Source organism: Neomesorhizobium albiziae (genome assembly GCF_900114255.1).
In the GTDB taxonomy this organism is placed as follows: Bacteria; Pseudomonadota; Alphaproteobacteria; order Rhizobiales; family Rhizobiaceae; genus Neomesorhizobium; species Neomesorhizobium albiziae.
On sequence record NZ_FOSL01000005.1, the window covers coordinates 88,143 to 113,949 of the forward strand.

Genomic DNA, 25,807 nt, shown 5'->3' on the forward strand with positions numbered 1-25,807 from the left:
CCCGGATTTGGCCACATGCGTAAAAGTTTAAACATAGGGTTAACACCCCAGGCCTTTTAGGCCTTTTTCCGGCAAGCCACCCGGCAGTCTCTATAAGAGACACACATTAACCCGCTATCCACAGGAATGACGTAGTTTGAGCGATAATCGCTACCAAAATTTAGGAGTGGGACTTCCCATGGCATCGCAGGGTTCCCGGGCCGTCGGTCTCGACCGCCCAGGAGGTGAAACGTCGCTCGCTTCGCCGTCCCGGCCGATCGACCTGGAACACCTCAGTCGCCAAACTCTCGGCGACCGCAAGGTGGAGCAGGAGGTTCTGGCGCTGTTTGTCGGCCAGGCGCTCGCCGTCCGCGACCGCATACTGCAAGCCGACGCCAGCGAACGGTTCCAGCTTGCGCATGGCCTTAAGGGTTCGGCTCGCGGCATCGGCGCCTTCACGCTTGCCGACTGCGCCGACCGCATCGAGAAGTCTCCCGACGACCGCGCAGCCTTGAAACGCCTCGCAGTCCTCATCGACGACGTCCGCGACTTCATCGCCGCTATCAGCCGCTGATATCGTTTCGGCGGACTTTCCCGCAAATACGCCATATCGCGGCGCTTTTCAGCCGCAGTTGACTTGACCGCCGGAGTGATTATCTCGGCGGGGGATAATTTCGGGGACAGTGCTTCAGAAGGCCGTCGCATGACCAAGATTTCTTACATCGCCTTTGACGGCACGCGTTTCGACGTCGAGGCCGAAAATGGCTCGACGGTGATGGAGAACGCCATCCGCCATGCGGTGCCGGGCATCGAGGCCGAATGCGGCGGCGCCTGCGCCTGCGCGACCTGCCATGTCTATGTCGACGAGGCATGGACCGATGTCGTGGGCGAGCCCGAGGCGATGGAAGAGGACATGCTGGATTTCGCCTTCGACGTCAGGCCCACTTCGCGGTTGTCGTGCCAGATCAAGGTGAGCGACGAACTCGACGGCCTGGTCGTGCAGGTGCCCGAGCGCCAGGGCTGAAACCAGCCTCGGTTTACGTCCAAAGACTTTCCGCCGCTGGCCCGCTGGCCTTGCCGCGCCGCTTCTGAAAGACTGCGGCGTTGGGAGCCTAGGATCGCCGGATGAACAGCATGAACACCACCAAGACCGACGTCGTCATCATCGGGGCAGGGCCTGTCGGCCTGTTCGCCGTGTTCGAGCTCGGCCTCTTCGATATGAAATGCCATCTGATCGATATTCTCGACCGTCCGGGCGGACAATGCGCCGAGCTCTATCCGGAAAAGCCGATCTACGACATACCGGCATGGCCGAAGATTTCGGCGCAGGGCCTGGTCGACCAACTGATGCAGCAGATTGCGCCCTTCAATCCGCAATTCACCTACAACCGCATGGTTTCGGGGCTGGAAAGGGTGGAGGACGGCAGTTTCCGCGTCACCACGGACGAAAACGAGACGATCGAAGCGAAAATCGTGGTGATTGCCGCCGGCGGGGGCTCATTCCAGCCGAAGCGCCCGCCGATCCCCGGCATCGAGGCTTATGAAGCCAAGAGCGTCTTCTATTCCGTTCGCCGGATGGAGGATTTCCGCGGCCATGACCTTGTCATCGTCGGCGGCGGCGACTCGGCGCTCGACTGGACGCTCAACCTTCAGCCGATTGCCAAAAGCGTCACCCTGGTCCATCGCCGCCCCGAATTCCGCGCCGCGCCCGACAGCGTCAACAAGATGTACGCCATGCAGGAGATGAAGCAGCTCGACTTCCAGGTCGGGCAGGTCACAGGCCTCTCCGGTGCAGACGGTCAGCTTGCTTCGGCAACCATCAAGGGACCGGATGGCGATACCGAGGTTCCCTGCACCCGTATGCTGCCATTCTTCGGGCTGACCATGAAGCTTGGCCCGATTTCCGAGTGGGGTCTCAATCTCCACGAAAACCTCATACCGGTGGACACCGAGAAATTCGAGACATCGGTGCCCGGCATCTTCGCCGTCGGCGACATCAACTGGTATCCGGGCAAGCTGAAACTCATTCTTTCGGGCTTCCACGAGGTGGCGCTGATGGCGCAAGCGGCAAAGCGCATCGTCAGCCCCGGCGAAAGGATCGTGTTCCAGTACACCACTTCGTCGACCAGCCTGCAGAAGAAACTCGGCGTAGCCTGACGGCTGGGTATCGCCGGGGGGCGATTTACCAATTGAGTCAACCGCTTGCCGGCCACTCCTCACAAGGTGACGGGGTTCGCCATGCGGGTGAACATTTCCATGCGTTTGCGCTTCAGCTTCCCCGGTCGGTAGTCTTTCAGCCAGCTGTCGTCTTCACGCAGGAACAGGCTCGATTTGCTGTTCGCCGCGGCATTGGCCTCGGTCGGCTTGCGGCCGAAGAGCGCCTCCTGCACCGAGCGGAAATAATAGTGGAAGAACAGCCGGTTGAATTCCGTGAAATAGATGTCGGCGACACGCTGGTTGCCGCGGATCAGAAGCATGTTCTCGTCGTTGTCGTTGGTCGAAGGATCGGAAAAATTGGCCGAGCCGGTGACGACGATCGGATCGTGGCCGAGCGGGTCTTTCAGCAGGAACTTCGAGTGGATATAGGCGACATGCTTGTTGAGGCCGAGTCCCATTGCGTTGGTCTCGCGCGTCCACTGATAGAGCGGATCGCGCAGGAAAGAGCCCCAGGCCTGGTAAACGTTGTGGCTGGCTTTCAAGACGACGAACGGCGTCGTGGCGTTGGCTTTGGGGAGGTCGCGCTTTTCGAGCAGCAGGAAGGTGATCGCCGACTGCGCGGTGTTGTCCTTCAGCAGGTCCTTGAACGCCTTGTTGACCCCGAAGGCGAGCGTGATGCAGGTGGTGTCGGCGGCATCGTCGATGGATTTCGCATACATTTCCAGCACTGACCTTCCTGGGCGCGGGCTGAAGACGGTCGACGCGCCCTCGGGGATCGCTGGCCATCCCTCGGGCACCGCTTCCAGTGCGGCGACCTGTTCGCGGAAAACCTTCTTCTTCTTGCTCGCCGTGGTCCTGTCGTCGCCGTCGGCTGAGCCCGGATCGGACAGCAGAAGGTTCCAATAACGCGCGAATGAAGTGGCGACGGCGCCATCGCGCACCCAATGCCCTACATTGGTCTGTCCGTGGATGCCGCCTTCGGAAAGGTTGGTCGAGCCGGTCCACACCTCCGAGGGTTTCGCGGCAGCACCCTTCAGCAGCACCATGAACTTGTTGTGTTGGATATTGGACGGGTTGTTGACGCGCAAAAGCGCGATCTGCGGCCGCAGCCCCTTGGCGTCGACCAGCTTGAGGTTTTCGACTCGCGGAAAACTCTCGTGGAATTTGCCGTTGCTGTCGGTCGATTCATTGACCTTGGCATCGACGATCAGTTGGACATTGACGCCGCGTATCGCCGCTGCCTTGAGCCTGTCGGCTACCGGCCCGTAGCGGAATTCATAGAAACAGCCGAGCAGCGTGTCGCCGGCCTTGGCGTTGTCGACGAACTTCAGCATCGCTTCGTCGAGTTCGCGGCTCAGCCATTGCAGGGCTTCGGTTCGCTTTTTCGCAGTCGGCTGCTTGTCCGGAGGGAGGTTGTTGAACTTGCGGGCATAGGCCTGGCTCGAGGCGACGCCGCGATTGAAGAACACGTCATGCTTTCCTCTGGTGAAAAGCCCTTCCGTCTTTACCTTGATTTCGATGGGCTTTGCCGAACGGTCGAGGTTCTTGGGCTTTCCCTTGAGCGGATAGAACCAGTAGGTGTAGGTGCGGCCCGGTTTGCCGGTGAAATCGTCCCATATGAAGCTTTGCACCGGATGGTTGAATGTCGACACCGTCGTGTCTTCGGAGGGGGAAGGCAGGACAGTTTCGAAAACCTTGAAGCCGTACATGAAGTAACGTTCATTCTCCTTCGGGTCTTCCCGCTCCACTGCAAAGCCGAGAAGGCCCTTTGTGTCTGCTCCATTGAAATCTATGGAAAAAGAAACGGTGTTCGTACCGCTCACTGCAAAGACACGATAGCCGCCTGTTTTCTTCGAAGAAAAATGCATGACTTCCTCCCCTCACAAAAGAAGCAAATTCGCTTCTATTTGAACATAAAAACTACTTCGATGGAAGAAGAACGTCTCTGGTCTTGACCCGGTCGCCAACAGGCTGGCGCACTCGATGCGGCGGAATTTTCCCGCGCGCTCGCTCTGTGGTTGCGTGTATGGCGCAAAACCGCCGGTTGAAATTTGCGGGGCGGGAATATCCGGCCGCGGTTTTCCCGTCGACCCGCGGATGGCAAAAGATCCGCTTGCTCAGGAGCCGCTATCTCGGCTTCCTGGCGGCAGCGATGCGGTCCATCCGGTAGTGCAGCAGCCGGATGATACGGCTTTCGAAATTGATGCCTTCCACCCGGTCGAACTCATCCTGCGCGCGGTCGTGCCGGGCGAGTATCTTTTCGGAGGTTGCCTTGGCCTTGGTCGCTGCGATCGCGCAATTCTTCTGCCGGCCGATGGCCTTCAGCGCCTGCTCGAGCTCGCGGGCGTGGTTCTTGGCGATCACCACATGGCTTTCCTCGTGCCGTTTGATGTCTGCCGACAGCGTGTCCCAGATTACCGTTGTATCGCGGTCGGCCCCGGCCCGCTGACCCCAACGCGGCAAGATCATCTTTGCGCGCACGTTCACTGACGCCTTTACGATGGTGCAACTGCCGGTGTTCTCCGCATAGGCGAGGCGTGTGGTGAATTCCATCTGGGTAGCGCCTGGATGCCGTTTGCCGGTGTTTTTCACATGCGGTCCGCGTTTGGCCAGTTCCGTTTCGATCTCCTCGAGAGTGCGGCCGCCGATCGAGAAATAGCTGTAGGTCTTGTTCACGCTTGCGGCCGCCGCTGGCAACACCGTGCCGGCAACGAGAAGGGCAGTCAGCGATAGTCTAGCAAGCATGCGCGGTCTCATTTGGCCGACCATGCGCCAGCGCTCCTCTCCAGGCAATTAAAAAACCCGTTCGGGCGACGATTTTCGACCGGTTGATCGGCAGCCTCCTTTTTGGGATGGTCGACTTCCCGCAGGCCCGGGAGAACGCCGTGCAGCCCGATCCGACGACAGCTGAAATATTCCTGCATATCCGCGTGGTGATGGGCATCGTGCTTGGCTTCGGCATTACGCGGCTGCTCGCCGGCGCCGCAAAATTCGTCCAGCATCCGCACCGCCAGCGGCCCGATCTGGTGCATCTGGGCTGGGCTTTCTCGCTGCTCCTGATGCTGGTGCATTTCTGGTGGTGGGAATTCTGGCTGTCGGGCATACCGATGTGGACGTTCGGAATCTACCTGTTCCTGATCGTCTACACGATCGTTCTATTCCTGCTTTGCGCGCTGCTGTTTCCCGACGACATCGCCGAATACACCGGCTACCGCGACTATTTCATGTCGCGCAGGCAGTGGTTCTTCGGGATATTGGCGGTGTCCTATCTGCTCGACCTCGTCGACACGCTGATCAAGGGCCGCGCGCATTTCGAGCAGTTCGGACCGGAATACATGATCCGCATTCCGGCCTATGTACTGCTCTGTCTCGTTGCCATGCATGTTACGGACCGGCGCTTCCACGTAGCCTTCGTCGTGGCCAGCCTCGTCTATCAGATTTCCTTCATCTTCCGCCTCTTCGACACCCTGAATTGACGTTGGCGATGCCAGTACCTTTTGCCACTTGATTTTTGAGCCGGCGCAACGGCAAGAAGCCGCACGCAACGCGCTGGACCTTTCGACATGACACGCTGGCAACTGGCGCATGGCCGCCATCTCGATCTTGGCGCCAAGGCGCTGGTCATGGGCATTCTGAACGTCACCCCGGACAGCTTTTCCGATGGTGGCAGGTTCGACGTGCTGGATACTGCGCTCGTGCAGGCCGAGCGCATGATCGGCGAGGGGGCCACAATCATCGACGTCGGTGGCGAATCGACCCGCCCAGGCGCCGTGCCGGTGACGGCCTCCGAGGAACAGGCGCGCATCCTGCCGGTCATCGAGGCATTGTCGTCCGCCGGAAACATCCTGATCTCGGTCGACACCTACCGCGAGGAGACGGCGCGCGTGGCCGTCGCCGCCGGCGCCCATATCGTCAACGATGTCCATGGCCTGCAGCGCGAACCGGGCATCGCAAGGGTCGCCGCCGAGACCGGGGCAGGGCTGGTCATCATGCACACCGGCCGCGATCGAGAAAAACTCGCCGACGTGATCGCCGACCAGTTTCTTTTCCTTGAAAAGTCGCTGGAAATCGCGCGGCTGGCAGGCGTTTCGCAACAGCAGATCGTGCTCGATCCGGGCTTCGGCTTCGCCAAGGACTATGAGGAGAATCTGCAGCTGATGGCACGCTTCGAGGAGTTGCGCCGGCTGGGCCACCCCTGGCTTGTCGGCACCTCCCGCAAACGTTTGGTCGGCCATGTTACCGGTCGCGATCCCGAAACCCGCGATCCCGGCACCGCAGCCACCAGCGTCATCTTGCGGCTGAAAGGCGCCGACCTTTTTCGGGTCCACAATGTCGGCATGAACATGGATGCGCTGGTGTTTGCCGATGCTATGCTCGAGCGGCAGCGTTAGAAGATGGAAAATTTGCCAGGAATGACGACCCGGAAGCCATTGAAGAGATTCTGTTTTTCTGCATCCGAGGTAGCCTTGCTGCGGCGAGGCGATCTTGTCTGAAAAGAACCCGGAGCGGGTCTTCCTCAGCCTGGGGGGCAACCTCGGCGAGCCGGCCAAGGCCATGGCCGAGGCGCTGCGCATGCTCGACGCGGATCCCGACACGCGTGTCGTTGCCGTCTCATCGCTCTATCGTACACCGCCTTGGGGCAAGACCGATCAGCCGGATTTTCTCAACGCAGCCGCCGAACTGCGCACGAACCTTTCGCCGCGCGGGCTGCTCGACCTTTGCCTCGACGCTGAACGCCGCCTCAAGCGCGTCCGCCGCGAACGCTGGGGGCCGCGCCTGATCGACATGGACATCCTGGTGTTCGGGGACCGCGTCCTTGACGAGGAGGGCCTCGAACTGCCGCATCCGCGCATGTTGCAGCGCGCCTTTGTGCTGGTGCCGCTCGCCGAAATCGCCGCCGACTACCGGATTGAGGGGCTGCCCGTTACCGGCCATCTGGCGAAACTGGACGCCGGCGGCATCGAAAAACTGCCCGGCCGCGACTGGTGGAAGGGCTGACAGGGCGGCGGCCATCCTCTGTTCTTTCGTGACCCGCCGCCGCTGAGCATTGTAGCGGCGCTGGTATTGGCCGCCGGCCTGTGGAAGCAGGCGTCCCTCAATGCTATGGCCATGAGGTCTAAGTCGGCTCCTTCTCCGCATCCTCAAGCACGGCAGCAGTTTCTTCGTTCAGCGCCCGCCCGGGCCGGCGTGGTTGGCTGAGCGGCGTCGGCACCGGCAAGTTGCCTTTCAGCAGCTTGCCCGCCGCCTGGACGGGGTCGATGCCGGCCAACTGCTCGTCGAAGCGCGCATGGTCGCGGCGGCGGACATCCTCGATGATTTCGGCAGCCTCCGTTTCCCCCACGCCGAGTTTCACCAGGGTGCTTTGGCCGAAAAGCAGCGCGGATTCGAAGGTCTCTCGCACCTGGTAATCGACGCCGGCATTGATCAGTTGAAGCGAAACCCCTCGGTCGTAGGAACGGGCCAGCACAGGCAGTAGGGGATATTCATGGCGCATGAGTTCGGCGATCCTGACCGCCGTCTCGCCCTTGTCGACGCAGATCAACACGGCGTTGGCGCGGCCGGCGCCTGCCGCATGCAGGATGTCGAGGCGTGTGCCGTCGCCATAATAGACCTTAAACCCGAACCGCGCCGCGGCCTGGATCATCTCGACGTCGTTGTCGATGATGGAGACGTCGATGCCGCGCAAAAGCAGCGGCTGGCTGGCGATCTGGCCGAAACGACCGAACCCGATGACCAGCACGCTGCCGGTCAGTCCGTCGGCGACTTCGATCCCTTCCATAGAGGGTTCTTCCTTCGGTGTGAAATAGCGCAGCACGGTGATAGCCAGCGGCGTCAGCACCATCGAGATGATGATGATGGCCGTCAGTGTGGCGTTCGCCTCGCCGTCGATGATGCCGACTGCGGTCGCCGAGGAATAGAGCACGAAGGCGAATTCGCCGCCTTGCGCCATCACCACTGCGCGCTCAAGCGCCTCGCGGTGGTTCGATTTCAGGATGCGCGCGACGACATAGATGCCGATGGCCTTCACCACCATGTAGGCGAAGACGTAGAAAACGACGAGCCGCCAATTGGCCGCCACCACCGAGAGGTCGAGCGACATGCCGACCGCAATGAAGAACAGGCCAAGCAGGATGCCGCGAAATGGTTCGACATCCGCCTCGAGCTGGTGCCGGAAGGTCGATTCGGACAGCAGGACGCCAGCCAGAAAGGCGCCCATCGCCATCGACAGGCCACTAAGCTGCATGGCGAGTGCGGAACCCAAAACCACCAGAAGGGCTGCCGCCGTCATCACCTCGCGTGCGCGCGAATCGGCCAGGATGCGGAAGAAGGGATTGAGCAGGTAACGCCCGGCGATCACCAGGCCGAGGATGGATGCAAGGCCGATGCCGACATCGATCCAGCGCGAGCGCATCGCTGTTTCGGCCGCATTCGGATCAAGCGGCGCCAGAAACGCCACCAGCGCCAGCAGCGGGACGATGGCAAGATCCTCCAGCAAAAGGATCGAGATCATGCGTTGGCCTTTCGGCGTGGCTGTGTCGCCGCTTTCCTCCAGCAACTGCATGACGATCGCCGTTGAGGTCAGCACGAAGCCGGCGCCTGCCACGAATGAGACAGCGATGGGAAAGCCGGTGGCAAGGCCGACACAGGTCAGGAGCGCGGAACACAGGCCGACCTGGAGAATGCCCAACCCGAAAATCTCCCGCCTCAGGCCCCACAGCCGCAGCGGCTGCATCTCCAGTCCGATGATGAACAGGAACATCACCACTCCGAGTTCGGCGACATGCAGGATTGCTTGCGAATCGCTGAAGAAGCCAAGGCCGAAGGGGCCGATGAGGAGGCCTCCCCCGAGGTAGCCGAGGATGGATCCAAGGCCGAGGCGCTTGAAGATCGGCACGGCCACCACGCCCGCCGTGAGGAGCACCACCACCTGCACCAGGTCGTTCCCCGCCGCTTCCGCTGCCATGTGGTCTCCAGATTCTTAACATTCAAGTTATCCAGACTATGAGGAGACGATCGCGCAAAGGCAATCGTGACGCGTTGGACGTTGAGGCCGGAGGAATCGCAAACCGCGAGGAAGAGGGTATAAATGCATCGTCGTCGGAGTATATTAATCAGGATATAAATATACTGTTGGTGTAGGTTATATTAATCAATTTGATGCATCGAACTTGGATGGTGTTCGGGGTAAAATTGTAATTCATTTGGGGAAGTATATAATGAAAATTGGAAATTTTATTGTCATCCCGATCTCTCTATTTTGCTTGGCTTGTCTGGCCAGGGACATTGCAAGGAGCACGGTCGACAGCGCGGCAGCCTTCCCTTGGGGATTCCTTTTCCTGATTAGCTTTGTAATTTTAACGTTGCTGGTGATCGGGTGGGGTGTTGGATTGTGGCTCATGAGCCGCCGGGCAAGCGACGATGCTTTCGAATACGAGAGATCTTTGTATCGATCGAACCGGATCACATCCGTACGTGCAAATATTGAAATTCTTCGCGAACGATCGTCTCAGAGCCTGGCATTGACCGGAGTTGTGGCCGGAATCACTGCGATGATTGCAGGTTCGATTTTGTTCCCAGAGTTCTTGCCTCTGAAGATACTATGGGCAGCTTGGGATTGGATCGCTGCTCGCTTATCCTAACCCGAGGATGCATCGGGCGGCGACCGAGGCTGCCCAGCTTTTGACAGCTGAACTGTATGGATTTACTGCTGCGCGACCGAACCGACCGCCGCGGCATCGACGCGCTTCAGGCTCATGCCGATCACCGGCACCATCTGCGCTTCGACGCGGACGGAAACCGTCACGTTCATCGTGTTTTCGTCGGGCAGGCGGGCGAGCATCGCGCCTTTCAACTGATTGCGGTGGAGTGACAGCACAACCTTGCGTCCGTCGACGCTGCCGGCGACCACATCGAGGCCCTTGCCGGCGGCGCCATCGAGGAATTTGCCGGTATAACCCTTGCCGGCGCGCTCGACGGTAGCCTTCATTTTCTGGGTGAACACGCCGACGCGGCAGGAACCGTCCAGCGTCATTCCGACCTTTACGTCGGGCGTCGATCCGGTGAACGTGCAGTTGAATTTGGTGCCCTTGTATTTGCCGGCGACGATTTCGCCGGGACCGACCCATTCGCCTTCCACCGACTGGAAGAACTTCTTGTCGCGCTCGGGGCCGTCGGCTGCCAGGCCCATTCCGGTGGTTGCGGTGGCGGCCACGAGCGGCAGCAAAGCGGACAGGATTGCGCGTTTCATCGAGGACACCCGGCAACAGAGACTGGAAAGGAACTCACCCGACCATGAACAACAATGGTTAATGCTTCGTCTATTTAAGCTTTCGAGCGCACCATGCGTCGGTCGTTCCACGACTGCAAGTTCATTTTCCGGGCTTGGCTGTTTCGGCCTGCCGTGCAGTCGCAAAAGAGGTCAGCGCCGACAGGAAATCGCCCATGCCTGGACGCTTGACGGCGGTGAAGGGCAGGGGGCGCGCCGTTTCCATGGCGGCAATGCCGATGCGCGCTGTCATCATGCCGTTGACCACGCCTTCACCGAGCTTGGCCGAAAGCCGCGCGGCAAGCCCATGACCAACGATCTGCTGGACAAAGCTGTCGCCGACGGCGATCGATCCGGTGACGGCAAGATGCGCCAGCACGCTGCGGGCCAGCCGGAAGAAGCCGAGCGTTCCCGGCCGGCCGCCATAAAGTTCGGCCAGGCGGCGGATCAGCCGTCCTGCCTCGAACACCACATAGGCGACGTCGACCAGCGCGCGTGGGCTGACCGCGGTCACCAGCGACACGCGCTTGGCCGCGTCGAGGATAATCAGCTTCGCCTTAGCATCCAGCGGCAAGAGCATCTCGGTCTCGGCCAGGCGCACCAGATTGGCGCCGTCGATGATATCGTCGCGCAATTCGCCAAGCATGCGGCGGCCGGCGGCCGTCTCTGGACGGCTGGTGAGCAAGGAAGACAATTCGTCGACGACGGCGCGCGCAGCCTTGGGATCGTCGCGCAGGATCGCGTCGGCGGCCCGGTCTTGAAGTTTTTCCACCGAGGCCAGCCGCGACAGCGCAAAGAGTTCCCGCGTCAGGATGACGGCGAGCGCCAGCGCCGCGATAGCCGCCGCGGCGATCGCCACCCAGCCCAGCCAGTCGGCGCGCATGAAGAGATCGCGGATCAGCCGGTCGGTCCACAGCCCGACCGCCAGCGAAACCAGGATGCCGAAGGCGCCGAAGAAGATCGCGCCGAGGCGGGAGCGTCGCCTTGGCGGCGTTGCCGGCGGCGGTTCGCTGGTAGCTATATCCGGTTCGTCGAAGATATCGACGGCGTCGGGCGTCACCACCGCCTTCAGCGCGCGCGGCTTGCGTGAAGCTTCCGCTTCGGCGTGCGGCGTCGCTTGCGATTTGCGCGGTGCTTCCGGCTCGAGCCGGAACGCGGCGGGTTTGCGCTCTCCCGTCATGCCAGCTGGTCTCCAATCAGGAATTGCAGCGCCCTGTCGAGCCGGATATGCGGCAGCGACAGAGTGATGCCCTCAGCGGTCTTTTCGAGTTTCGGCGGCCGGAAACGCACGAAACGCAGTGCCGGATCGGCGGCCGGTGCATCTTCATCCTGCATGAACACTGTGTCGATCTTCGCCGGCAGGTCGCCGGGGAAAATAGCCGTTTCCGTCTCACCGTCGAATTTCTCGTCGCCGATGGTCTCACCCTTGAGCGGCGTGCCTATGATCACCGGCAAGGTTTCGCGGCCCTGCTTGACCGTGCCTTCGCGGGTCGCCCGCACCGCCGCCATCGCCAGAACGTCCACTTCGGCACCTGAAAAGTTTGCGCGTTTGATCGCCCTGTCGGCAAGGCGGCGCACGATCGCCTGCAATCTGTCATGGCTTTCGTGGTGCAGATGGTCGGCTTTTGTGGCGGCGACTAGGATGCGGTCGATCCGCCGCGAGAAAAGATCGGTCAGGAAGCTGCCACGTCCAGGCCGGAAGCAGGCCAGGATCTCCATCACCGCGCGTTCGAGGTCGGCCATGGCGCCGGGGCCGGCATTCAGCGCCTGCATGGCGTCGATCAGCACGATTTGTCGGTCGAGACGTGTGATGTGTTCGCGGAAGAACGGCTTCACAACATGGGTCTTGTAGGCCTCGTAGCGCCGCTCCATCATCGCCAGCAGCGAGCCGGCGCGTGCGCGGTCGTCGGACAAGCCCGGCAGCGGCGCAAATGTCAGCGCTGGCGAGCCGTCGAGATCGCCCGGCATCAGGAAACGTCCGGGCGGCAGCGTCGACAACGCCCGCCCATCATCCTTGCAGGCTTTCAGATAGGCCGAAAAGCTCTCGGCCAGGCTGCGCGCCACCATTTCGTCCGCCGCAGCGGTCGGGTCGATGGTCGCCGAAAGCTTGCGCCATGCCGCCGACAGGTCGGCGCGCACTGGCAGTTCGGCCATTTCGAAGGCTTCGGCAGAGAATTCCCGGTAGGTTTTCCCAAGCAGCGGCAGGTCGAGCAGCCATTCGCCGGGATAGTCGACGATGTCGACCGAAAGCTTTCCGCTTGAAAACATCCGGTTCCAGCCGGATGCGGATTCATACTCGATGGTCAGTCGAAGTTCCGAAATGGCGCGCGTCGAATCCGGCCAGACGCGGCTCGTCACCAGCGCGTCGATGTGATCCTCGTACTGGAAGCGGGGCACTGCGTCGTCCGGCTGTTCTTCCAGGAAAGCGCGGGAAATCCGGCCGGATTTCTGGGCCTCGAACAGCGGCAGGCGGCCGCCATGGATCAGGTTGTGCACCAGCGACGAGATGAACACCGTCTTGCCGGCGCGGGAAAGTCCGGTTACTCCGAGCCTCAGAGATGGTGACGACAACAGGCCGGTGGCACGGCCGGCCAGGGTATCGAGCGCGATGCGCGCCTCGTCGGTGTAGGTAGTCAGAGACGCCAATCGTTCGGTTCCGGCCAATCGTGGCTCCCGATATAGGCACTGCGGGCAGGGATGGAAATGGTTGGCGTCGCCGGCAGGAATTTCCGACGTCACGGTCCGCACGCTGCATCGTCACGATGTGTTCGGCTTGCTGACCCTATCGGACATCGGCAAAACGCCTTCTACGCAAAGTGGAAAGCTGTAAGCGTTCAAAGATCGGCCGGCGTGAAAAATGCCTCCAGATAACCTTTACCCGGGGCGGCTTCGGAAATCCCGTCGTTGAAGCGGATGACGGCAAGGCCGGAGGTCGGGAAACCACCGATCATGGCGCCGCGCGCCTGGTCCTCGCCGTCGCCCGAGATCGCCATTGCGAGGTCTTCCATCATCGGGTTGTGGCCGATGATCATCATCGACGCGGTTTTCTGGCCGTATTCGTGGATGATGGTCAGATATCCGTGCGCATCTTCGGTGTAGAGCGAGTCCAGGTGCGAAACCCGCCGGTGGTCGATGGCAGAATGCCTGAGCAGCCCGTCGAACGTTTCGCGACAGCGGCGCGCCGAAGAGCAGATCACCAGTTCGGGGGCATAGCCGCAGGCCCGCATCGCAGCACCCATGGCCTCCGCGTCCGCCTTGCCGGTGGCGTCGAGCGGCCGGTCGAAATCGCGCATTCCGGGCTCTGCCCAGCCGGCCTTTGAGTGCCTCAGGAGAAAAAGCCTGGTCATGGTCACCGTCGCGGACGGATGAACGGTTCATCCAATTGACGGTTTAGTGGGGGGAAGCATCTCGCGCAACACGCCCTTAGGCCAAGGTGCGGAGGCTGCCGAATCGGCGCTATAATGACACCACCACCACGGGCGGGGGCACGGATAAGCTCGCGCTAACAAATACGTGAGCCGTGTGCCAAATGATCTTGTGCGGCGTTTGGTCGCCGAATATATAGGCGCCCAATTGAGGTGGTAGGGTGAGTCGAATGAACGCAGTCGTTGATGCCCATTACATACCCTCGGAAGACGAGCCATTCATGAACGAACGGCAAAAGTCGTATTTCCGTTCAAAGCTTGTCTCCTGGAAGAACGATATTCTGCGCGAAGCGCGTGAGACCCTCGAAATCCTTCAGCAGGAAAATGCCAACCTTCCCGATCTTGCCGACCGTGCGTCTTCCGAAACCGACCGTGCGATCGAGCTCAGGGCGCGTGATCGTCAGCGCAAGCTGATCGCGAAGATCGACGCGGCGTTGAACCGCATCGACGAGGGAACTTACGGCTATTGCGAAGAAACCGGCGAGCCGATCGCGTTGAAGCGGCTCGATGCCCGTCCGATCGCAACCCTGTCGATCGAGGCACAGGAGCGCCACGAGCGTCGCGAAAAAGTCTATCGCGACGATTGAGGTCAATCCCGACCTGGTTTTGAGATTTAAGAGGCCCCGAGGGAACCGGGGCCTCTTTCCGTTTCGGCCCCTGCTCGTTGGAATTTGGCGTCCGGCGAAGCTACTCAAATTCGCGGAAATGACCCTCAACGAAAAAGGCCGCCCGGAGGCGGCCTTTCGAAATGAAGTCTCCGAAAGCGGCTTAGCGCTTGGAGAACTGGAACGAACGGCGGGCCTTCGCCTTGCCGTACTTCTTACGCTCGACGGTACGGCTGTCGCGGGTGAGGAAGCCGCCCTTCTTGAGAACGGCGCGCAGGCCCGGCTCGTAGTAGGTCAGCGCCTTCGAGATGCCGTGGCGCACGGCACCGGCCTGGCCGGAAAGGCCACCGCCGATGACGGTTGCGACGATGTCGAACTGGCCTTCGCGGTTGGTCGCGACGATCGGCTGCTTCAGGATCATCTGCAGCACCGGGCGGGCGAAATAGGCCGCGAATTCCTTGTCGTTGACAATGATCTTGCCGGAGCCCGGCTTGACCCAGACGCGGGCGATGGCGTCCTTGCGCTTGCCGGTGGCATAGGCGCGGCCCGACTTGTCGAGCTTCTGGACATGCACCGGTGCGGCCGGCTGTGCGACGGCGGCAACAGTGCCGAGTTCTGCGAGCGAGTTCAGCTCAGCCATTTTCAAGCCCTCTTGTTCTTGGCGTTCAGCGCGCCGACGTCGAGCGTCTCTGGCTGCTGGGCGGTATGCGGATGCTCGGCGCCTGCATAGACGCGGAGGTTCTTCATCTGGCGACGGCCGAGCGGACCGCGCGGGATCATGCGCTCAACGGCCTTTTCCAGGACGCGCTCGGGGAAACGGCCTTCCAGCAGCTGGCGCGCGGTGCGCTCCTTGATGCCGCCGGGATGGCCGGTGTGCCAGTAATACACCTTGTCGGTGAACTTCTTGCCGGTGAACACGACCTTGTCGGCGTTGATGACGATGACGTTGTCGCCGTCGTCGACGTGAGGCGTGAAGGTGGGCTTGTTTTTGCCGCGGAGGATGTTGGCGACGATGGTGGCGAGACGGCCGACGACGAGACCCTCGGCGTCGATCAGCACCCACTTCTTCACCACGTCCGCAGGCTTCTGCGAAAAGGTTGCCATGGTTTCTTGCTTTCTGTTCGAACCTTCCCAATCCAGATGGAAAGAGAGAGGCGTTTCTTGTTGCTTGCATTCGACCGATGGTCTGCACCAACGGCCAAAAATAAAACGGCGGCCTTCGCGGGCCGCTGTCTGGATGGGCTTATACGGAGGTGAGAGCGCAGCGTCAAGCTGCTGGAAAGTTCACCGTCTCGGGATACCGCAGCAATTTCAATGCTTTAGAAAAGAGGTATTATTTTACCTCATGCAGTTTTTCGTTTCGGCGGGATCGAATAGGTTCCCGTCGCATGCGCGACCGTCTGTTTCTCCTGGCCGGCGACGATGTCGATATCGAACACCATCAAGCTTTTTCCAAGCTTGAGGATGCGGCAATGGCCATCGATCGGCCCGGCTTCCGCCTTGCGTGTGAAGTTGATGTTGAGGTTCGTGGTGACCGACAGCGCGTCCGGTCCGGCGTGGGTAAGCACACAGACATAGCCGCCGATGTCGGCAAGCGTGAACAATGAGGGCCCCGATACAGTGCCGCCGGGTCTGAGATGCCGGCCGTCAGCATCGAGCCGCACCGTACAGCCGCCGGCAAAGACATCGGTTGCATAATACAAATCGAGATCGTCGTTGAGTTGGGGATAGATGGTCTTCAAGAGCTTGTTGACCTCGTCCGCATTCATCAGCGGCGTCAGTCCGGCCTGTGCTGGCATCCGTTGTTTCCTGTTCCTAGTCCGGAATCTGACGTCCCGGTTCGTCGAAATTGCTGTTCCGTTTCCGTAAACGGAAGCCAACAAGCCACATTTCGGTGCTGTTCTTCAAGCCGTCGCGTGGTAATCCTTTGGTCAGGTTCGGCATCGCGCAGCCGGCCAGAGACGAAGCATTGCAGGAGACACCATGGCCGAGGTTCTGGCTTTGAAACGCGCCGAGTTTCCCGGTCCGCTGCATGTCGAACAGCACGGCGAGGTGCTGCGCATCGCGCTCGCCAACCCGCCGGCCAACGCGCTTTCGATCGCCGTCATGGAAGCCCTGCAAGGCGAGCTCGACCGCGCCCGCGACGACAGGGCAGTACGGGTGATCGTGCTTGCGGCGACCGGAAAGCTGTTCAGCGGCGGGCATGATCTCAAGGAGATGAACGCGCGCCGCGCCGATGCCGACGGCGGCAAGGCATTCTTCGAGAAGACCTTTGCCATCTGCTCGCGCCTCATGCAGTCGATCGTCAGGCATCCGAAACCGGTCATCGCCGAAGTCGACGGGGTGGCCACGGCCGCCGGCTGCCAGCTCGTGGCAAGCTGCGACCTAGCGATTGCCTCGGATCAGGCGACCTTCGGCGTCAACGGCATCAATGTCGGCCTGTTTTGCACGACACCCGGCGTAGCACTCGCGCGCGGCCTGCAGCCGAAACATGCGATGGAGATGCTGCTCACCGGCGAGATGATCGACGCCAGCTCGGCGCGGGAATTCGGCCTCGTCAACCGCGTGGTGCCGCGCGAATACTTGAATCAGATTGTGATGAAATATGCACAAACCATTGCTTCCAAATCTCCTTTGACGCTGAAGCTCGGCAAGGAGGCGTTTTATGCGCAGGCCGAGATGGGGTTGGCGCAAGCGTATGAATACGCCTCGCGTGTCATGGTCGAGAACATGCTGGCTTGCGACGCCAAGGAGGGGATCGACGCTTTTATCGCCAAGCGCGATCCGAAATGGACGGGGGAGTAACGGTGGAGCCGCGCATCTCCATCGTCACGATTGCCGTCAACGATCTCGACCGCGTAACCGCCTTTTACGAAGCGATGGGTTTGAAACGTCATCAAGGCATCACCGACAATGTGGCGTTCTTCCAGATGGGGGGCGTGATCCTCGGGCTTTTTCATCGGCCCAGCGCCGAGGAAGACTCCAGTATTCGGTTCGGCGAAGGGGTTTCGCGGGTTTATCTCGCCTACAACACACGCAGCGAAGCGGAGGTCGGCGAGGTTCTGACAACGGCCGAGAAAGCCGGCGGCAAGATCGTCAAGCCGGCGCAAAGGGCATTCTGGGGCGGCTGGTACGGATATTTCAGCGATCCCGAAGGCAATTTGTGGGAGGTGGCCCACAACCCGGACTTTCCGCTCGACGCGAAAGGCAATATCTCATTGCCGGCATGAACCACGATTCCTATGACAACGCCTATATTTCCGGCATCCTGAACTCGGTGAAGACGATCGCAATCGTCGGCGCCTCCGCCAACGACGTGCGGCCAAGCTTCTTTGTCACCAAATATCTGATCGACAAGGGATTTACTGTCTTTCCCGTCAATCCGGGGCAGGCCGGCAAGGAAATCCTCGGGCGTCCGGTCTATGGATCGCTTGCCGAGGTTCCAGGGCCGATCGACATGGTCGATATTTTCCGTGCCTCGAACGCGGTGACGCCCGTCGTCGATGAGGCGCTGGCCCTCGATCCGCTGCCGACGGTGATCTGGATGCAACTGACCGTCCGTCACGATGCCGCTGCAGCGCGGGCCGAGGCCGCCGGAATCAAGGTGGTCATGAACCGTTGTCCAAAGATCGAATATGGCCGCCTTTCCGGCGAAATTGGCTGGAACGGCGTCAATTCGGGCGTGATCTCATCGAAGCGGCCGATAATGCGGCAAGGTTTCCAGAGTTTCGGCATCCGCCAGAAATAAACCATTCCGCCGCGCAGGCGTTTTTGGGCGCGCAACCGGCAGACAAAGCACCTGGAGGAGCATTTTCTTCTTTGCAATCGACGCCAAGCTTCGCCAAGAATGCGCCGGTCATTTGTCACCGCACGGGCAGGAACCGAACCGCCGGTCTTCGCCCGGTCCCAGCGCGGCGATTTTAAGGATTTCGGGAGAGGGAACATGTCTCAGCGCACTCCGGGCTTCAATACGCTTGCCGTCCATGCGGGTGCCAAACCCGATCCGGCAACCGGCGCGCGCGCCACGCCGATCTACCAGACGACGGCTTATGTGTTCGACGATGTCGATCACGCCGCCTCGCTGTTCGGACTGAAAGCATTCGGCAACATCTACACCCGCATCATGAACCCCACCCAGGCGGTGCTGGAGGAGCGGATGGCGGCGCTCGAAGGAGGCACCGCCTGCGTAGCGACGTCTTCCGGCCACGGCGCGCAGCTTCTGATCTTCCACACTATCCTCAAGCCCGGCGAAAATTTCATCGCTGCCAGAAAGCTTTACGGCGGTTCGATCAACCAGTTCGGCCATGCCTTCAAGAATTTCGGCTGGGAGGTGCGCTGGGGCGATGTCAATGACGTCTCCACCTTCGAGAAGCAGATCGACGACAAGACGCGTGGCATCTTCATCGAGAGCCTTGCCAACCCTGGCGGCGAGTTCGTCGACATCGAGGCAATCGGCAATATCGCCCGCAAGCACGGCCTGCCGCTGATCGTCGACAACACGCTGGCGAGCCCCTATCTCTTGCGCCCGATCGAGCACGGCGCCGACATTGTCGTGCATTCGCTGACCAAGTTCATCGGCGGCCACGGCAACTCCATGGGCGGCGCCATCATCGATGGCGGCACCTTCGACTGGTCGAAATCCGGCAATTATCCGATGCTGTCGGAGCCGCGGCCCGAATATGGCGGCGTGGTGCTGCACGAGACGTTCGGCAATTTCGCCTTCGCGATCGCCTGCCGTGTGCTCGGCCTGCGCGATTTCGGCCCGGCGATCTCGCCCTTCAATGCGTTCCTGATCCTGACCGGCCTCGAAACCTTGCCGCTGCGCATGCAGCGCCATTGCGACAACGCGCAGAAGGTCGCCGAATGGCTGTCGAAGCAGGATAAGGTCGCCTGGGTGTCCTATCCAGGTCTGCCGTCCGACAAGAACAACGCACTGCAGAAAAAGTATTCGCCGCTCGGCGCGGGTTCGGTGTTTACCTTCGGCCTGAAAGGCGGGTATCCCGCCGGCGTCAAGCTGGTCGAAGGCGTCGAACTGTTCTCGCATCTCGCCAACATCGGCGACACAAAATCGCTGATCATCCATCCAGCGTCGACCACGCATCGCCAGCTCTCCGACGAGCAGAAGACGGCTGCGGGTGCAGGGCCGGATGTGGTGCGGCTTTCGGTGGGCATCGAGAATGTCGAGGACATCATCGCCGATCTCGAACAGGCGCTGGTCAGGGCCTGAGCGATGCCGACGCATTTCCTCAGCATCGATACGGATTCAGTGGAACCGGAAGAGGGCGCTCCGGCGCCCGACCGGCTTATTTCGGGCGCGCCGAAGTTCCGCACCTGGAATGTCGAGGAGGCCGAGGGCGGCCTCTATGCCGGCATCTGGGAAGCGACGCCCGGTAAATGGCGCATCGTTTACGATGAGTGGGAGTTCTGCCACATCCTGTCCGGCGTCTCGGTGGTCACCGAGGACGGCGGCGAGGCGCGTACCGTGAAGGCGGGCGACAGTTTTGTCCTGCGGCCCGGCTTCAAGGGAAGCTGGGAAGTGCTTGAAACGACCCGCAAGGAATATGTGATCCGGCTGTAGCGGCGGCTTGCCGAAGGCGGTCAAGGCGCTCAGCCCACCCGCGCTGCCTGGATCGTCGCTTTCACCGCGGCCCCGTCGGTGATCGTATTGCGGTATTCGCGGTCGAGATCGGTACCGCCCATGCCGACGCGGGGGTTGCGGTAGAGCATGCCGCTCGGCACGTTCTTCAGCGCAGCGAAGTGCATCTCCTTCAAGCCAGTTTTCCCAAGCACGCCGCCGATGTTTTCAGCGTCGAGTTCGCCGCAGCCCATGATGACGATACGGTCTTTCGCTTGCTCGACCAGCTGGGCAAGCAGGTCGGCGCCCTCGACCGCCGTGTCGCGCTGGCCGCTGGTCAGCACGCGGCCGACCTTGCAGCGGATCAGCGCTTCCAGCGCCTCGGCCGGGTCGCGCGTCATGTCGAAGGCGCGGTGGCAGGTGACATTGAGCGGGCCGGCAGCGGCCGTGAGAGCGGCCATGCGGGCCTCGTCGATCGTTCCATCCGCGTTGAGGCACCCGATGACGACCCCGGCAACCCCCATCTCCTTCAGCGCTTCGACGTCAGCCAGCATCGACCGGTATTCGGCATCGCTGTAGAGAAAATCGCCGCCGCGCGGCCGCACGATCACATGAAAAGGTATGGTCGCCATCTGCAGCGCCAGCTTTACCGTGCCGAAGCTCGGCGTGATGCCGCCCTCGACCAGGCTGGCGCAGAGTTCGACACGGTCGGCGCCGGCTTCCTGTGCGGCCAGAAGTCCGTCGATTCCTTCGACGCAGATTTCGATGAGGGGAAGCGCTGTCGGTTTGGCGTTCATGTCTTCTTTGCGTCCGTTTCGAGAGAGCCGGTTTGTCCGCAGCCGGTTTAGCATCGGCGGCAGGCAGGAGAACAGGGCGTCCGCCGTGAAATTCGCGCCGCCCATTCTATCTGCCCAAGACGCTTTCGCTGACTGGCCGGGGTTATTAAGGTGCGGCTTGGCGACTCGAGCAGTCGCCGTTTCGAGGCCATGATCGACACTCCCGACAAAGCTCCGGTTTCTTCGCTTGCGCCGTTCCGGCATTCGACCTTCCGCGCCATATGGGTGGCGAGCCTTGCGTCCAATTTCGGCGGGCTGATCCAGGCGGTGGGGGCGGCCTGGATGATGACCTCGATCACCGATTCGGCTGGCATGGTTGCGCTGGTGCAGGCTTCAACCTCCCTGCCGATCATGCTGTTTTCGCTGGCGTCCGGCGCCATTGCCGACAATTTCAACCGCCGGCGGGTAATGCTGGTGGCGCAGGTGTTCATGCTTGTGGTCTCGGCGGGGCTGACCGTCTTTGCCTATCTCGGCCTGATCACGCCCTGGCTTCTGCTGGGCTTCACTTTCCTGATCGGCTGCGGCGTGGCGTTGAACAATCCGTCCTGGCAGGCCTCGGTGGGCGACATCGTGCCGAGATCCGACTTGCCAGCGGCAGTCGCGCTGAACAGCGTCGGTTTCAACCTGACCCGCAGCGTCGGTCCGGCGATCGGCGGCGCCATCGTGGCAGCGGCGGGCGCGGCGGCGGCTTTCGCCGTCAACACGGTCAGCTACCTGGCCTTGCTTTTCGTGCTCGGGCGCTGGCGGCCGGTGGAGCAGGCGAGCACGCTGCCGCGCGAAACGCTGGGCACGGCGATGACCGCCGGCCTGCGCTACGTCGCGATGTCGCCCAACATCGAAAAGGTGCTGCTGCGCAGCTTCGCGTTCGGCCTCACCGCGATCTCCATCCTGGCCTTGCTGCCGCTGGTGGCGCGCGACCTGCTGCAGGGCGGCCCGCTGGTCTATGGCGTCATGCTGGGCTGCTTCGGCATCGGCGCCATCGGCGGTGCGTTCCTCAGCAGCCAGCTGCGGCAGCGCATGACCGTCGAATGGATCGTCCGGTTGGCCTTTATCGGCTTCGCTTTCTGCGCTTTGTGCCTGGCCGTGGCGTGGAGCCCCTGGCAGGCCGGTCCGGCGCTGATGATCGGCGGCGCCTGCTGGGTGCTGGCCTTGTCTCTGTTCAATGTCACCGTGCAGCTTTCGACGCCGCGGTGGGTGGTCGGCCGGGCGCTTTCGATCTACCAGACGGCCACCTTCGGCGGCATGGCCCTGGGCAGTTGGCTATGGGGCCTGGCAGCCGAGGAATACGGTCCCGACAAGGCGTTGCTCGGCTCCTGCGTGCTGTTGCTGGCTGGTGCGTCGCTCGGGCTGAAATTCGCTCTTCCGGAAGAAACCGCGCTCAATCTCGATCCGCTCAACCGCTGGAAAGAGCCGCCGCTGGCGCTGGAGCTGAAACCGCGCAGCGGGCCGATCGTGATCATGATCGAATACATTATCGAAGAGGCTGACACGCACGCCTTCCTCGAAGCCATGGCTGAGCGTCGGCGGGTGCGCGGCCGCAACGGCGCCCGCAACTGGACGCTGTCGCGCGATCTCGAAAATCCGCAGTCCTGGATGGAAACCTACCATCTGCCGACCTGGCTCGAATACCGCCGCCACAATTTCCGCACCACCCATGCCGACGCGGTGGTCGGCGAAAAGATCCGGGCACTGCACAGCGGGGCCGAGCCGCCGCGCGTCCATCGCATGATAGAACGGCCAACCACATGGTCGGATGCGCTGTTTGCGACGAAAGGCGTTTTTGATATGCCCTGATCCGCTTCACGCCATCTGGCGCGGAGTTTCGTTCTACATCTCGCCGAGAAACGCCATGACGGCCTGGCGCATAGCCGGCGTCTCCACATGGCCGCTGCCTGGCTCGACGATCAGCCGCAAGGCGGATTCGGCGCCCGCAGCGCGGTACGCGGCCAGCGTTTCGTCATAGGCGCGCTCCACCGCTTGCTGCGGCGTCAGCGGGTCGGTTTCGCCGACGCAGATCAGTTGCGGGCGCGGCGCCACCATCCCGGCGATTTTGACGATCGAGGTTTTCGCCAGCAGGCCCGGAACGGTCATGTAGTGGCCGTGCAGGTCATGCGCGCCGGTTTCCACCAGTGTCGCCCAGTCGGCATAGCAGCAGAGATGCGCGATACGGTTGAGGCGCGGCTCAAGCGCGCCGAGGAAGAAGGCATGCGTCGCCCCCATCGACAGGCCGAACGCGGCGACCCTTTGAGCGTCTACATCGCCGCGCGTAGCTAGCCAGTCGAATGCTGCCAGCTGGTCGCCGAGCATTTTTCCCATCAGCGTCTCGCCTCGCCAGAGCAGTGCTTTCGACAGAGAATCTTCACCGGGCAGCTGCCGCTCGCCGAAGGTCGGCATGTCTATCGCCAGCGTTACGAACCCGGCCTGGGCGAGCAACGAGCCATAAGGGCTTAGTAGGCTTGGCCGGCCATCGATGAGTTCAGCGGCGCCGATGCCGTATTTGCCGCCATGTGCATGGCAGTAGAGCACTGCGGGCATGCGGCCGAAGGAAGTTGGCGGCCGCGTCAGCAACCCGCGCACCGGCTGTCCGTCGCCGAGATCGAAATGCAGATGTTCGAGGGTGAACCCCGGTCTGTCGGCTTGTCCGACCAGCGTTGCCTTGGCCGGCCGTCGCGCCGGCATCGCCAGAATCTCGTGCAATCCGCTTGTGTTCACCGCCATCGTCCCCGCTCGGCCTGCCTGGCAAGGCTTAGCATCCGGGCCGCTGGCCGGGTAGGGCAGGTAACCCCTGGGTAACCTCTTCTTAACCCTCGCTGGAAGCTCTCACCTTGCTGGACCAAGCCGTCGGATTCCTGGCTTGACGCATGAACAAAATTAGAACAAAGTACGAACAATCGGGATACAGGAGAGAGCAATGACCGATCTTGTCCAGGATGTCGTATCGATGGTTTGCATGAGCGCGTTCCTCATTTCCACCGCCTTGTGGATCGGCGCACTCTGAAAAATGCGAGGGTGCGGCACCGCTCGTTCGGTGCCGCTGGAGCCCGGGCCGCTTGCTAAAGGCTTCCTTTAACCGTGCTGTTACGCTGCGCCTAGCGCGGGAGGAATGAAATGCGCCATCGCGATCCTGATGGTTTTTGGTTGCTGCCGCTTGGAGATCGGCCGGCAATGCCAGCCGGTCGAACGTCTGGCGCGCCTGATCAGTCGCCGACCGCCACACCTTCGCGACGCGGATCGGCGCCGCCTTCGAGGCCTTGCGGCGTGATCTTGACGCCATGCAGGCCGGAATTCAGCTCGCCGACCTTCACCGCGTAGCCCAGCGCTTCGAGATCGTCCGCGAGAGCTTCGGCCGAGGTGCCCGCTTCAAGTTCGTAGGTGCCGAAGCGGTTGGCGAGATGCGGCAGCGAGATCGCCGCCTGCATGTCCTTGTCCCACTCGACCAGCGCGATCAGGGTGTTGGCGACATAAGGGATGATGGTGCTGCCGCCGGGTGAGCCCAGCGCATAGATCGGCTTGCCGTCCTCCAGTACGATGGTTGGCGCCATCGAGGAGCGGGGGCGCTTGCCCGGTTCGACCCGGTTGGCGACGGCCTTGCCGTCGGCTTCGGGAACGAAGGAAAAATCGGTGAGCTGGTTGTTGAGCACGAAACCCGCCGCCATCAGCCGCGAGCCGAAGGCGCTTTCGACCGTGGTGGTCATCGAGGCGATGTTGCCGGCGTCGTCGACAATGACGAAATGCGAGGTCGCCGGCACCTCGAAGCTTTTTCCGTCGCGGCGCAGCTCGGCCTTTTCCCATGGCGGTTCGCCGGCGCTGACCTCGTCCTCGGAAAGCGCCGTCGCCCGGCGGATCAGCGCGGCGCGGCTTTTGAGGTAGTCGGGGTCGAGCAGGCCGGCAGGCATTTTCACGAAATCCGCGTCGGCCATGTAGCGGTCGCGATCGGCGAAGGCGAGCCGCGTCGCTTCGCCGATGATACGCCAGGCCTCCGGATCGTCGGGACCCAATGTTTGCAGGTCGAACTCGCCGGTCATGGCAAGGATCTGGCCGATTGTCAGCGCGCCGGAAGAGGGCGGTCCCATGCCGCATACCTCCATCCCGCGATAGGGTGCGCAGACGGCCTCGCGCTCCTTCACCTGATATTTGGCGAGGTCGTCGAGGCTGAGCGAACCCGGATTGGTGGGATGCCCCTGGACCTGCTTGACGATGGCTTCTGCGATCGGGCCGGAATAAAAGGCGCTGGCGCCTCCTGCCGCGATGCTGCGCAACGTCGCCGCATAATCCGGGTTCCGGAGCGTCACACCGGCTTTCAGAGGTGCGCCGCCAGCATCGAAGAAATAGGCTTTTGCCGCAGCCTGTCCATCGAGCCGGCCGACTTCGTCGCCAATCAGCGCTGAAAGCCGCGGCGAAACAGCAAAACCTTTTTCGGCAAGATCGGCGGCGGGCGTAAACAGCTCGGCCCACGGCTTCTTACCATAGCGTTGATGCACCATTTCCATCAACCGCACGACGCCGGGAACGCCAACCGAGCGGCCGCCCACCACCGCCTCGAAGAAGGGCATCGCCTTGCCGTCCTTGTCGAGAAACAGCGACGGGGTCGCGGCTGCGGGCGCCGTCTCGCGTCCGTCGAAAGTGGTGATCTTCCCGGTTGCCGCATCGTACCAGACGAGAAAGGCGCCTCCGCCGATGCCCGACGATTGCGGCTCGACAAGCCCTAGCATCGTCTGTACGGCGACCAGCGCGTCGGCTGCATTGCCGCCTGCCCGCAGCACGTCGAGGCCGGCTTGCGCTGCGATCGGGTTGGCGGCGACGACCATTCGGTCCTTGGCATGCACGAGCTGTTTGGCAGCCACGCCGCTGGCGGCCTCCGGTGCGACGGCATCCGTCGCCTGTTGCGCGAAAGCAGTGCTACCAACCCAGAGCGCCGCCGCTGCAACGAACGACGCCGCTGTGGCCCATTTGTCTAGTTTCAT

The 25,807-nt window shown here is 61.8% G+C and carries 27 protein-coding genes; 14 read left to right on the plus strand and 13 right to left on the minus strand.

The window, feature by feature from the left end; all coding sequences use genetic code 11:
• Positions 1-178 precede the first annotated feature (178 nt).
• From F3H98_RS10615 to F3H98_RS10625, 3 genes are all read left to right on the plus strand, one after another.
• Positions 179-553: an Hpt domain-containing protein gene (locus F3H98_RS10615; RefSeq protein WP_149760118.1), complete on the plus strand. Its 375-nt coding sequence runs from the start codon at positions 179-181 to the stop codon at positions 551-553.
• 129 nt (positions 554-682) lie between these two features.
• The gene (locus F3H98_RS10620) at positions 683-1,003 is read left to right on the plus strand and encodes a 2Fe-2S iron-sulfur cluster-binding protein (protein WP_149760119.1); all 321 of its coding nucleotides are present in this window, start codon (positions 683-685) and stop codon (positions 1,001-1,003) included.
• Positions 1,004-1,113: 110 nt separating this feature from the next.
• Positions 1,114-2,136, plus strand: coding sequence for an NAD(P)/FAD-dependent oxidoreductase (locus F3H98_RS10625; RefSeq protein ID WP_149760340.1), 1,023 nt, complete (start codon positions 1,114-1,116; stop codon positions 2,134-2,136).
• A gap of 59 nt (positions 2,137-2,195) precedes the next feature.
• On the opposite strand, the gene F3H98_RS10630 is transcribed toward F3H98_RS10625, so the two are convergent.
• Together F3H98_RS10630 and F3H98_RS10635 are read right to left on the minus strand one after the other, a co-directional pair.
• Positions 2,196-4,004 carry a phospholipase D-like domain-containing protein gene (locus F3H98_RS10630; RefSeq protein WP_149760120.1) on the minus strand — a complete coding sequence of 603 codons (1,809 nt, stop codon included), beginning with the start codon at positions 4,002-4,004 and terminating at the stop codon, positions 2,196-2,198.
• Positions 4,005-4,263: 259 nt separating this feature from the next.
• A complete protein-coding gene (locus tag F3H98_RS10635; RefSeq protein ID WP_149760121.1) occupies positions 4,264-4,881 on the minus strand; it encodes a DUF922 domain-containing Zn-dependent protease in 618 nt (205 codons plus the stop codon).
• Between the two features lie 191 nt (positions 4,882-5,072).
• Here F3H98_RS10635 and F3H98_RS10640 point away from each other — a divergent pair, with 191 nt between their 5' ends.
• From F3H98_RS10640 to folK, 3 genes are all read left to right on the plus strand, one after another.
• Positions 5,073-5,612, plus strand: coding sequence for a hypothetical protein (locus F3H98_RS10640; RefSeq protein ID WP_149760341.1), 540 nt, complete (start codon positions 5,073-5,075; stop codon positions 5,610-5,612).
• 87 nt (positions 5,613-5,699) lie between these two features.
• Positions 5,700-6,527 carry a dihydropteroate synthase gene (gene folP, locus F3H98_RS10645; protein ID WP_149760122.1) on the plus strand — a complete coding sequence of 276 codons (828 nt, stop codon included), beginning with the start codon at positions 5,700-5,702 and terminating at the stop codon, positions 6,525-6,527.
• Between the two features lie 94 nt (positions 6,528-6,621).
• Positions 6,622-7,134, plus strand: a complete 513-nt coding sequence (gene folK, locus F3H98_RS10650) for a 2-amino-4-hydroxy-6-hydroxymethyldihydropteridine diphosphokinase (RefSeq protein WP_149760123.1) — start codon at positions 6,622-6,624, stop codon at positions 7,132-7,134.
• A 118-nt stretch (positions 7,135-7,252) separates the two neighbouring features.
• Here folK and F3H98_RS10655 read toward each other — a convergent pair whose 3' ends face one another.
• Positions 7,253-9,100, minus strand: a complete 1,848-nt coding sequence (locus tag F3H98_RS10655; RefSeq protein WP_149760124.1) for a monovalent cation:proton antiporter-2 (CPA2) family protein — start codon at positions 9,098-9,100, stop codon at positions 7,253-7,255.
• Between the two features lie 253 nt (positions 9,101-9,353).
• Here F3H98_RS10655 and F3H98_RS10660 point away from each other — a divergent pair, with 253 nt between their 5' ends.
• A complete protein-coding gene (locus tag F3H98_RS10660; RefSeq protein ID WP_149760125.1) occupies positions 9,354-9,776 on the plus strand; it encodes a hypothetical protein in 423 nt (140 codons plus the stop codon).
• Between the two features lie 62 nt (positions 9,777-9,838).
• On the opposite strand, the gene F3H98_RS10665 is transcribed toward F3H98_RS10660, so the two are convergent.
• From F3H98_RS10665 to F3H98_RS10680, 4 genes are all read right to left on the minus strand, one after another.
• Entirely contained in the window at positions 9,839-10,384 is a 546-nt protein-coding gene (locus tag F3H98_RS10665; protein ID WP_149760126.1) for a hypothetical protein, read from the minus strand.
• Between the two features lie 121 nt (positions 10,385-10,505).
• Positions 10,506-11,582, minus strand: coding sequence for a YcjF family protein (locus tag F3H98_RS10670; protein ID WP_149760127.1), 1,077 nt, complete (start codon positions 11,580-11,582; stop codon positions 10,506-10,508).
• A complete protein-coding gene (locus F3H98_RS10675) occupies positions 11,579-13,048 on the minus strand; it encodes a YcjX family GTP-binding protein (protein ID WP_149760128.1) in 1,470 nt (489 codons plus the stop codon). Before F3H98_RS10675 ends, F3H98_RS10670 begins: the two co-directional genes overlap by 4 nt.
• A 188-nt stretch (positions 13,049-13,236) precedes the next feature.
• Positions 13,237-13,749: a SixA phosphatase family protein gene (locus tag F3H98_RS10680; protein ID WP_149760129.1), complete on the minus strand. Its 513-nt coding sequence runs from the start codon at positions 13,747-13,749 to the stop codon at positions 13,237-13,239.
• A gap of 248 nt (positions 13,750-13,997) precedes the next feature.
• Here F3H98_RS10680 and dksA point away from each other — a divergent pair, with 248 nt between their 5' ends.
• Entirely contained in the window at positions 13,998-14,414 is a 417-nt protein-coding gene (gene dksA / locus F3H98_RS10685) for an RNA polymerase-binding protein DksA (protein ID WP_149760130.1), read from the plus strand.
• 181 nt (positions 14,415-14,595) lie between these two features.
• Here dksA and rpsI read toward each other — a convergent pair whose 3' ends face one another.
• The 3 genes from rpsI to F3H98_RS10700 all read right to left on the minus strand — a co-directional run bounded on the left by rpsI (position 14,596) and on the right by F3H98_RS10700 (position 16,231).
• Entirely contained in the window at positions 14,596-15,072 is a 477-nt protein-coding gene (rpsI, locus tag F3H98_RS10690) for a 30S ribosomal protein S9 (protein WP_149760131.1), read from the minus strand.
• Positions 15,073-15,074: 2 nt separating this feature from the next.
• Entirely contained in the window at positions 15,075-15,536 is a 462-nt protein-coding gene (gene rplM / locus F3H98_RS10695; RefSeq protein WP_149760132.1) for a 50S ribosomal protein L13, read from the minus strand.
• A 239-nt stretch (positions 15,537-15,775) separates the two neighbouring features.
• Positions 15,776-16,231 (minus strand): PaaI family thioesterase, encoded by a 456-nt coding sequence (locus tag F3H98_RS10700; RefSeq protein ID WP_149760133.1) that lies wholly within the window; start codon positions 16,229-16,231, stop codon positions 15,776-15,778.
• A gap of 184 nt (positions 16,232-16,415) precedes the next feature.
• Here F3H98_RS10700 and F3H98_RS10705 point away from each other — a divergent pair, with 184 nt between their 5' ends.
• The 5 genes from F3H98_RS10705 (at position 16,416) to F3H98_RS10725 (ending at position 20,010) form a co-directional block, all read left to right on the plus strand.
• The gene (locus F3H98_RS10705) at positions 16,416-17,237 is read left to right on the plus strand and encodes an enoyl-CoA hydratase (protein WP_149760134.1); all 822 of its coding nucleotides are present in this window, start codon (positions 16,416-16,418) and stop codon (positions 17,235-17,237) included.
• Between the two features lie 2 nt (positions 17,238-17,239).
• Positions 17,240-17,662 (plus strand): VOC family protein, encoded by a 423-nt coding sequence (locus F3H98_RS10710; protein WP_149760342.1) that lies wholly within the window; start codon positions 17,240-17,242, stop codon positions 17,660-17,662.
• Entirely contained in the window at positions 17,659-18,180 is a 522-nt protein-coding gene (locus F3H98_RS10715; RefSeq protein ID WP_149760135.1) for a CoA-binding protein, read from the plus strand. Before F3H98_RS10710 ends, F3H98_RS10715 begins: the two co-directional genes overlap by 4 nt.
• A gap of 195 nt (positions 18,181-18,375) precedes the next feature.
• Entirely contained in the window at positions 18,376-19,659 is a 1,284-nt protein-coding gene (locus F3H98_RS10720) for an O-acetylhomoserine aminocarboxypropyltransferase (RefSeq protein WP_149760136.1), read from the plus strand.
• A 3-nt stretch (positions 19,660-19,662) separates the two neighbouring features.
• Positions 19,663-20,010: a cupin domain-containing protein gene (locus tag F3H98_RS10725; RefSeq protein ID WP_149760137.1), complete on the plus strand. Its 348-nt coding sequence runs from the start codon at positions 19,663-19,665 to the stop codon at positions 20,008-20,010.
• Positions 20,011-20,039: 29 nt separating this feature from the next.
• Here F3H98_RS10725 and F3H98_RS10730 read toward each other — a convergent pair whose 3' ends face one another.
• A complete protein-coding gene (locus F3H98_RS10730; protein ID WP_149760138.1) occupies positions 20,040-20,804 on the minus strand; it encodes a copper homeostasis protein CutC in 765 nt (254 codons plus the stop codon).
• Between the two features lie 189 nt (positions 20,805-20,993).
• On the opposite strand from F3H98_RS10730, the gene F3H98_RS10735 reads away from it, so the two are divergent.
• On the plus strand, positions 20,994-22,637 hold the full coding sequence (locus F3H98_RS10735; RefSeq protein ID WP_149760139.1) for an MFS transporter: 1,644 nt from the start codon (positions 20,994-20,996) through the stop codon (positions 22,635-22,637).
• A 33-nt stretch (positions 22,638-22,670) separates the two neighbouring features.
• Here F3H98_RS10735 and F3H98_RS10740 read toward each other — a convergent pair whose 3' ends face one another.
• A complete protein-coding gene (locus F3H98_RS10740) occupies positions 22,671-23,561 on the minus strand; it encodes an alpha/beta hydrolase family protein (protein ID WP_149760140.1) in 891 nt (296 codons plus the stop codon).
• Positions 23,562-24,040: 479 nt separating this feature from the next.
• Positions 24,041-25,807 (minus strand): gamma-glutamyltransferase, encoded by a 1,767-nt coding sequence (gene ggt / locus F3H98_RS10745; protein WP_149760141.1) that lies wholly within the window; start codon positions 25,805-25,807, stop codon positions 24,041-24,043.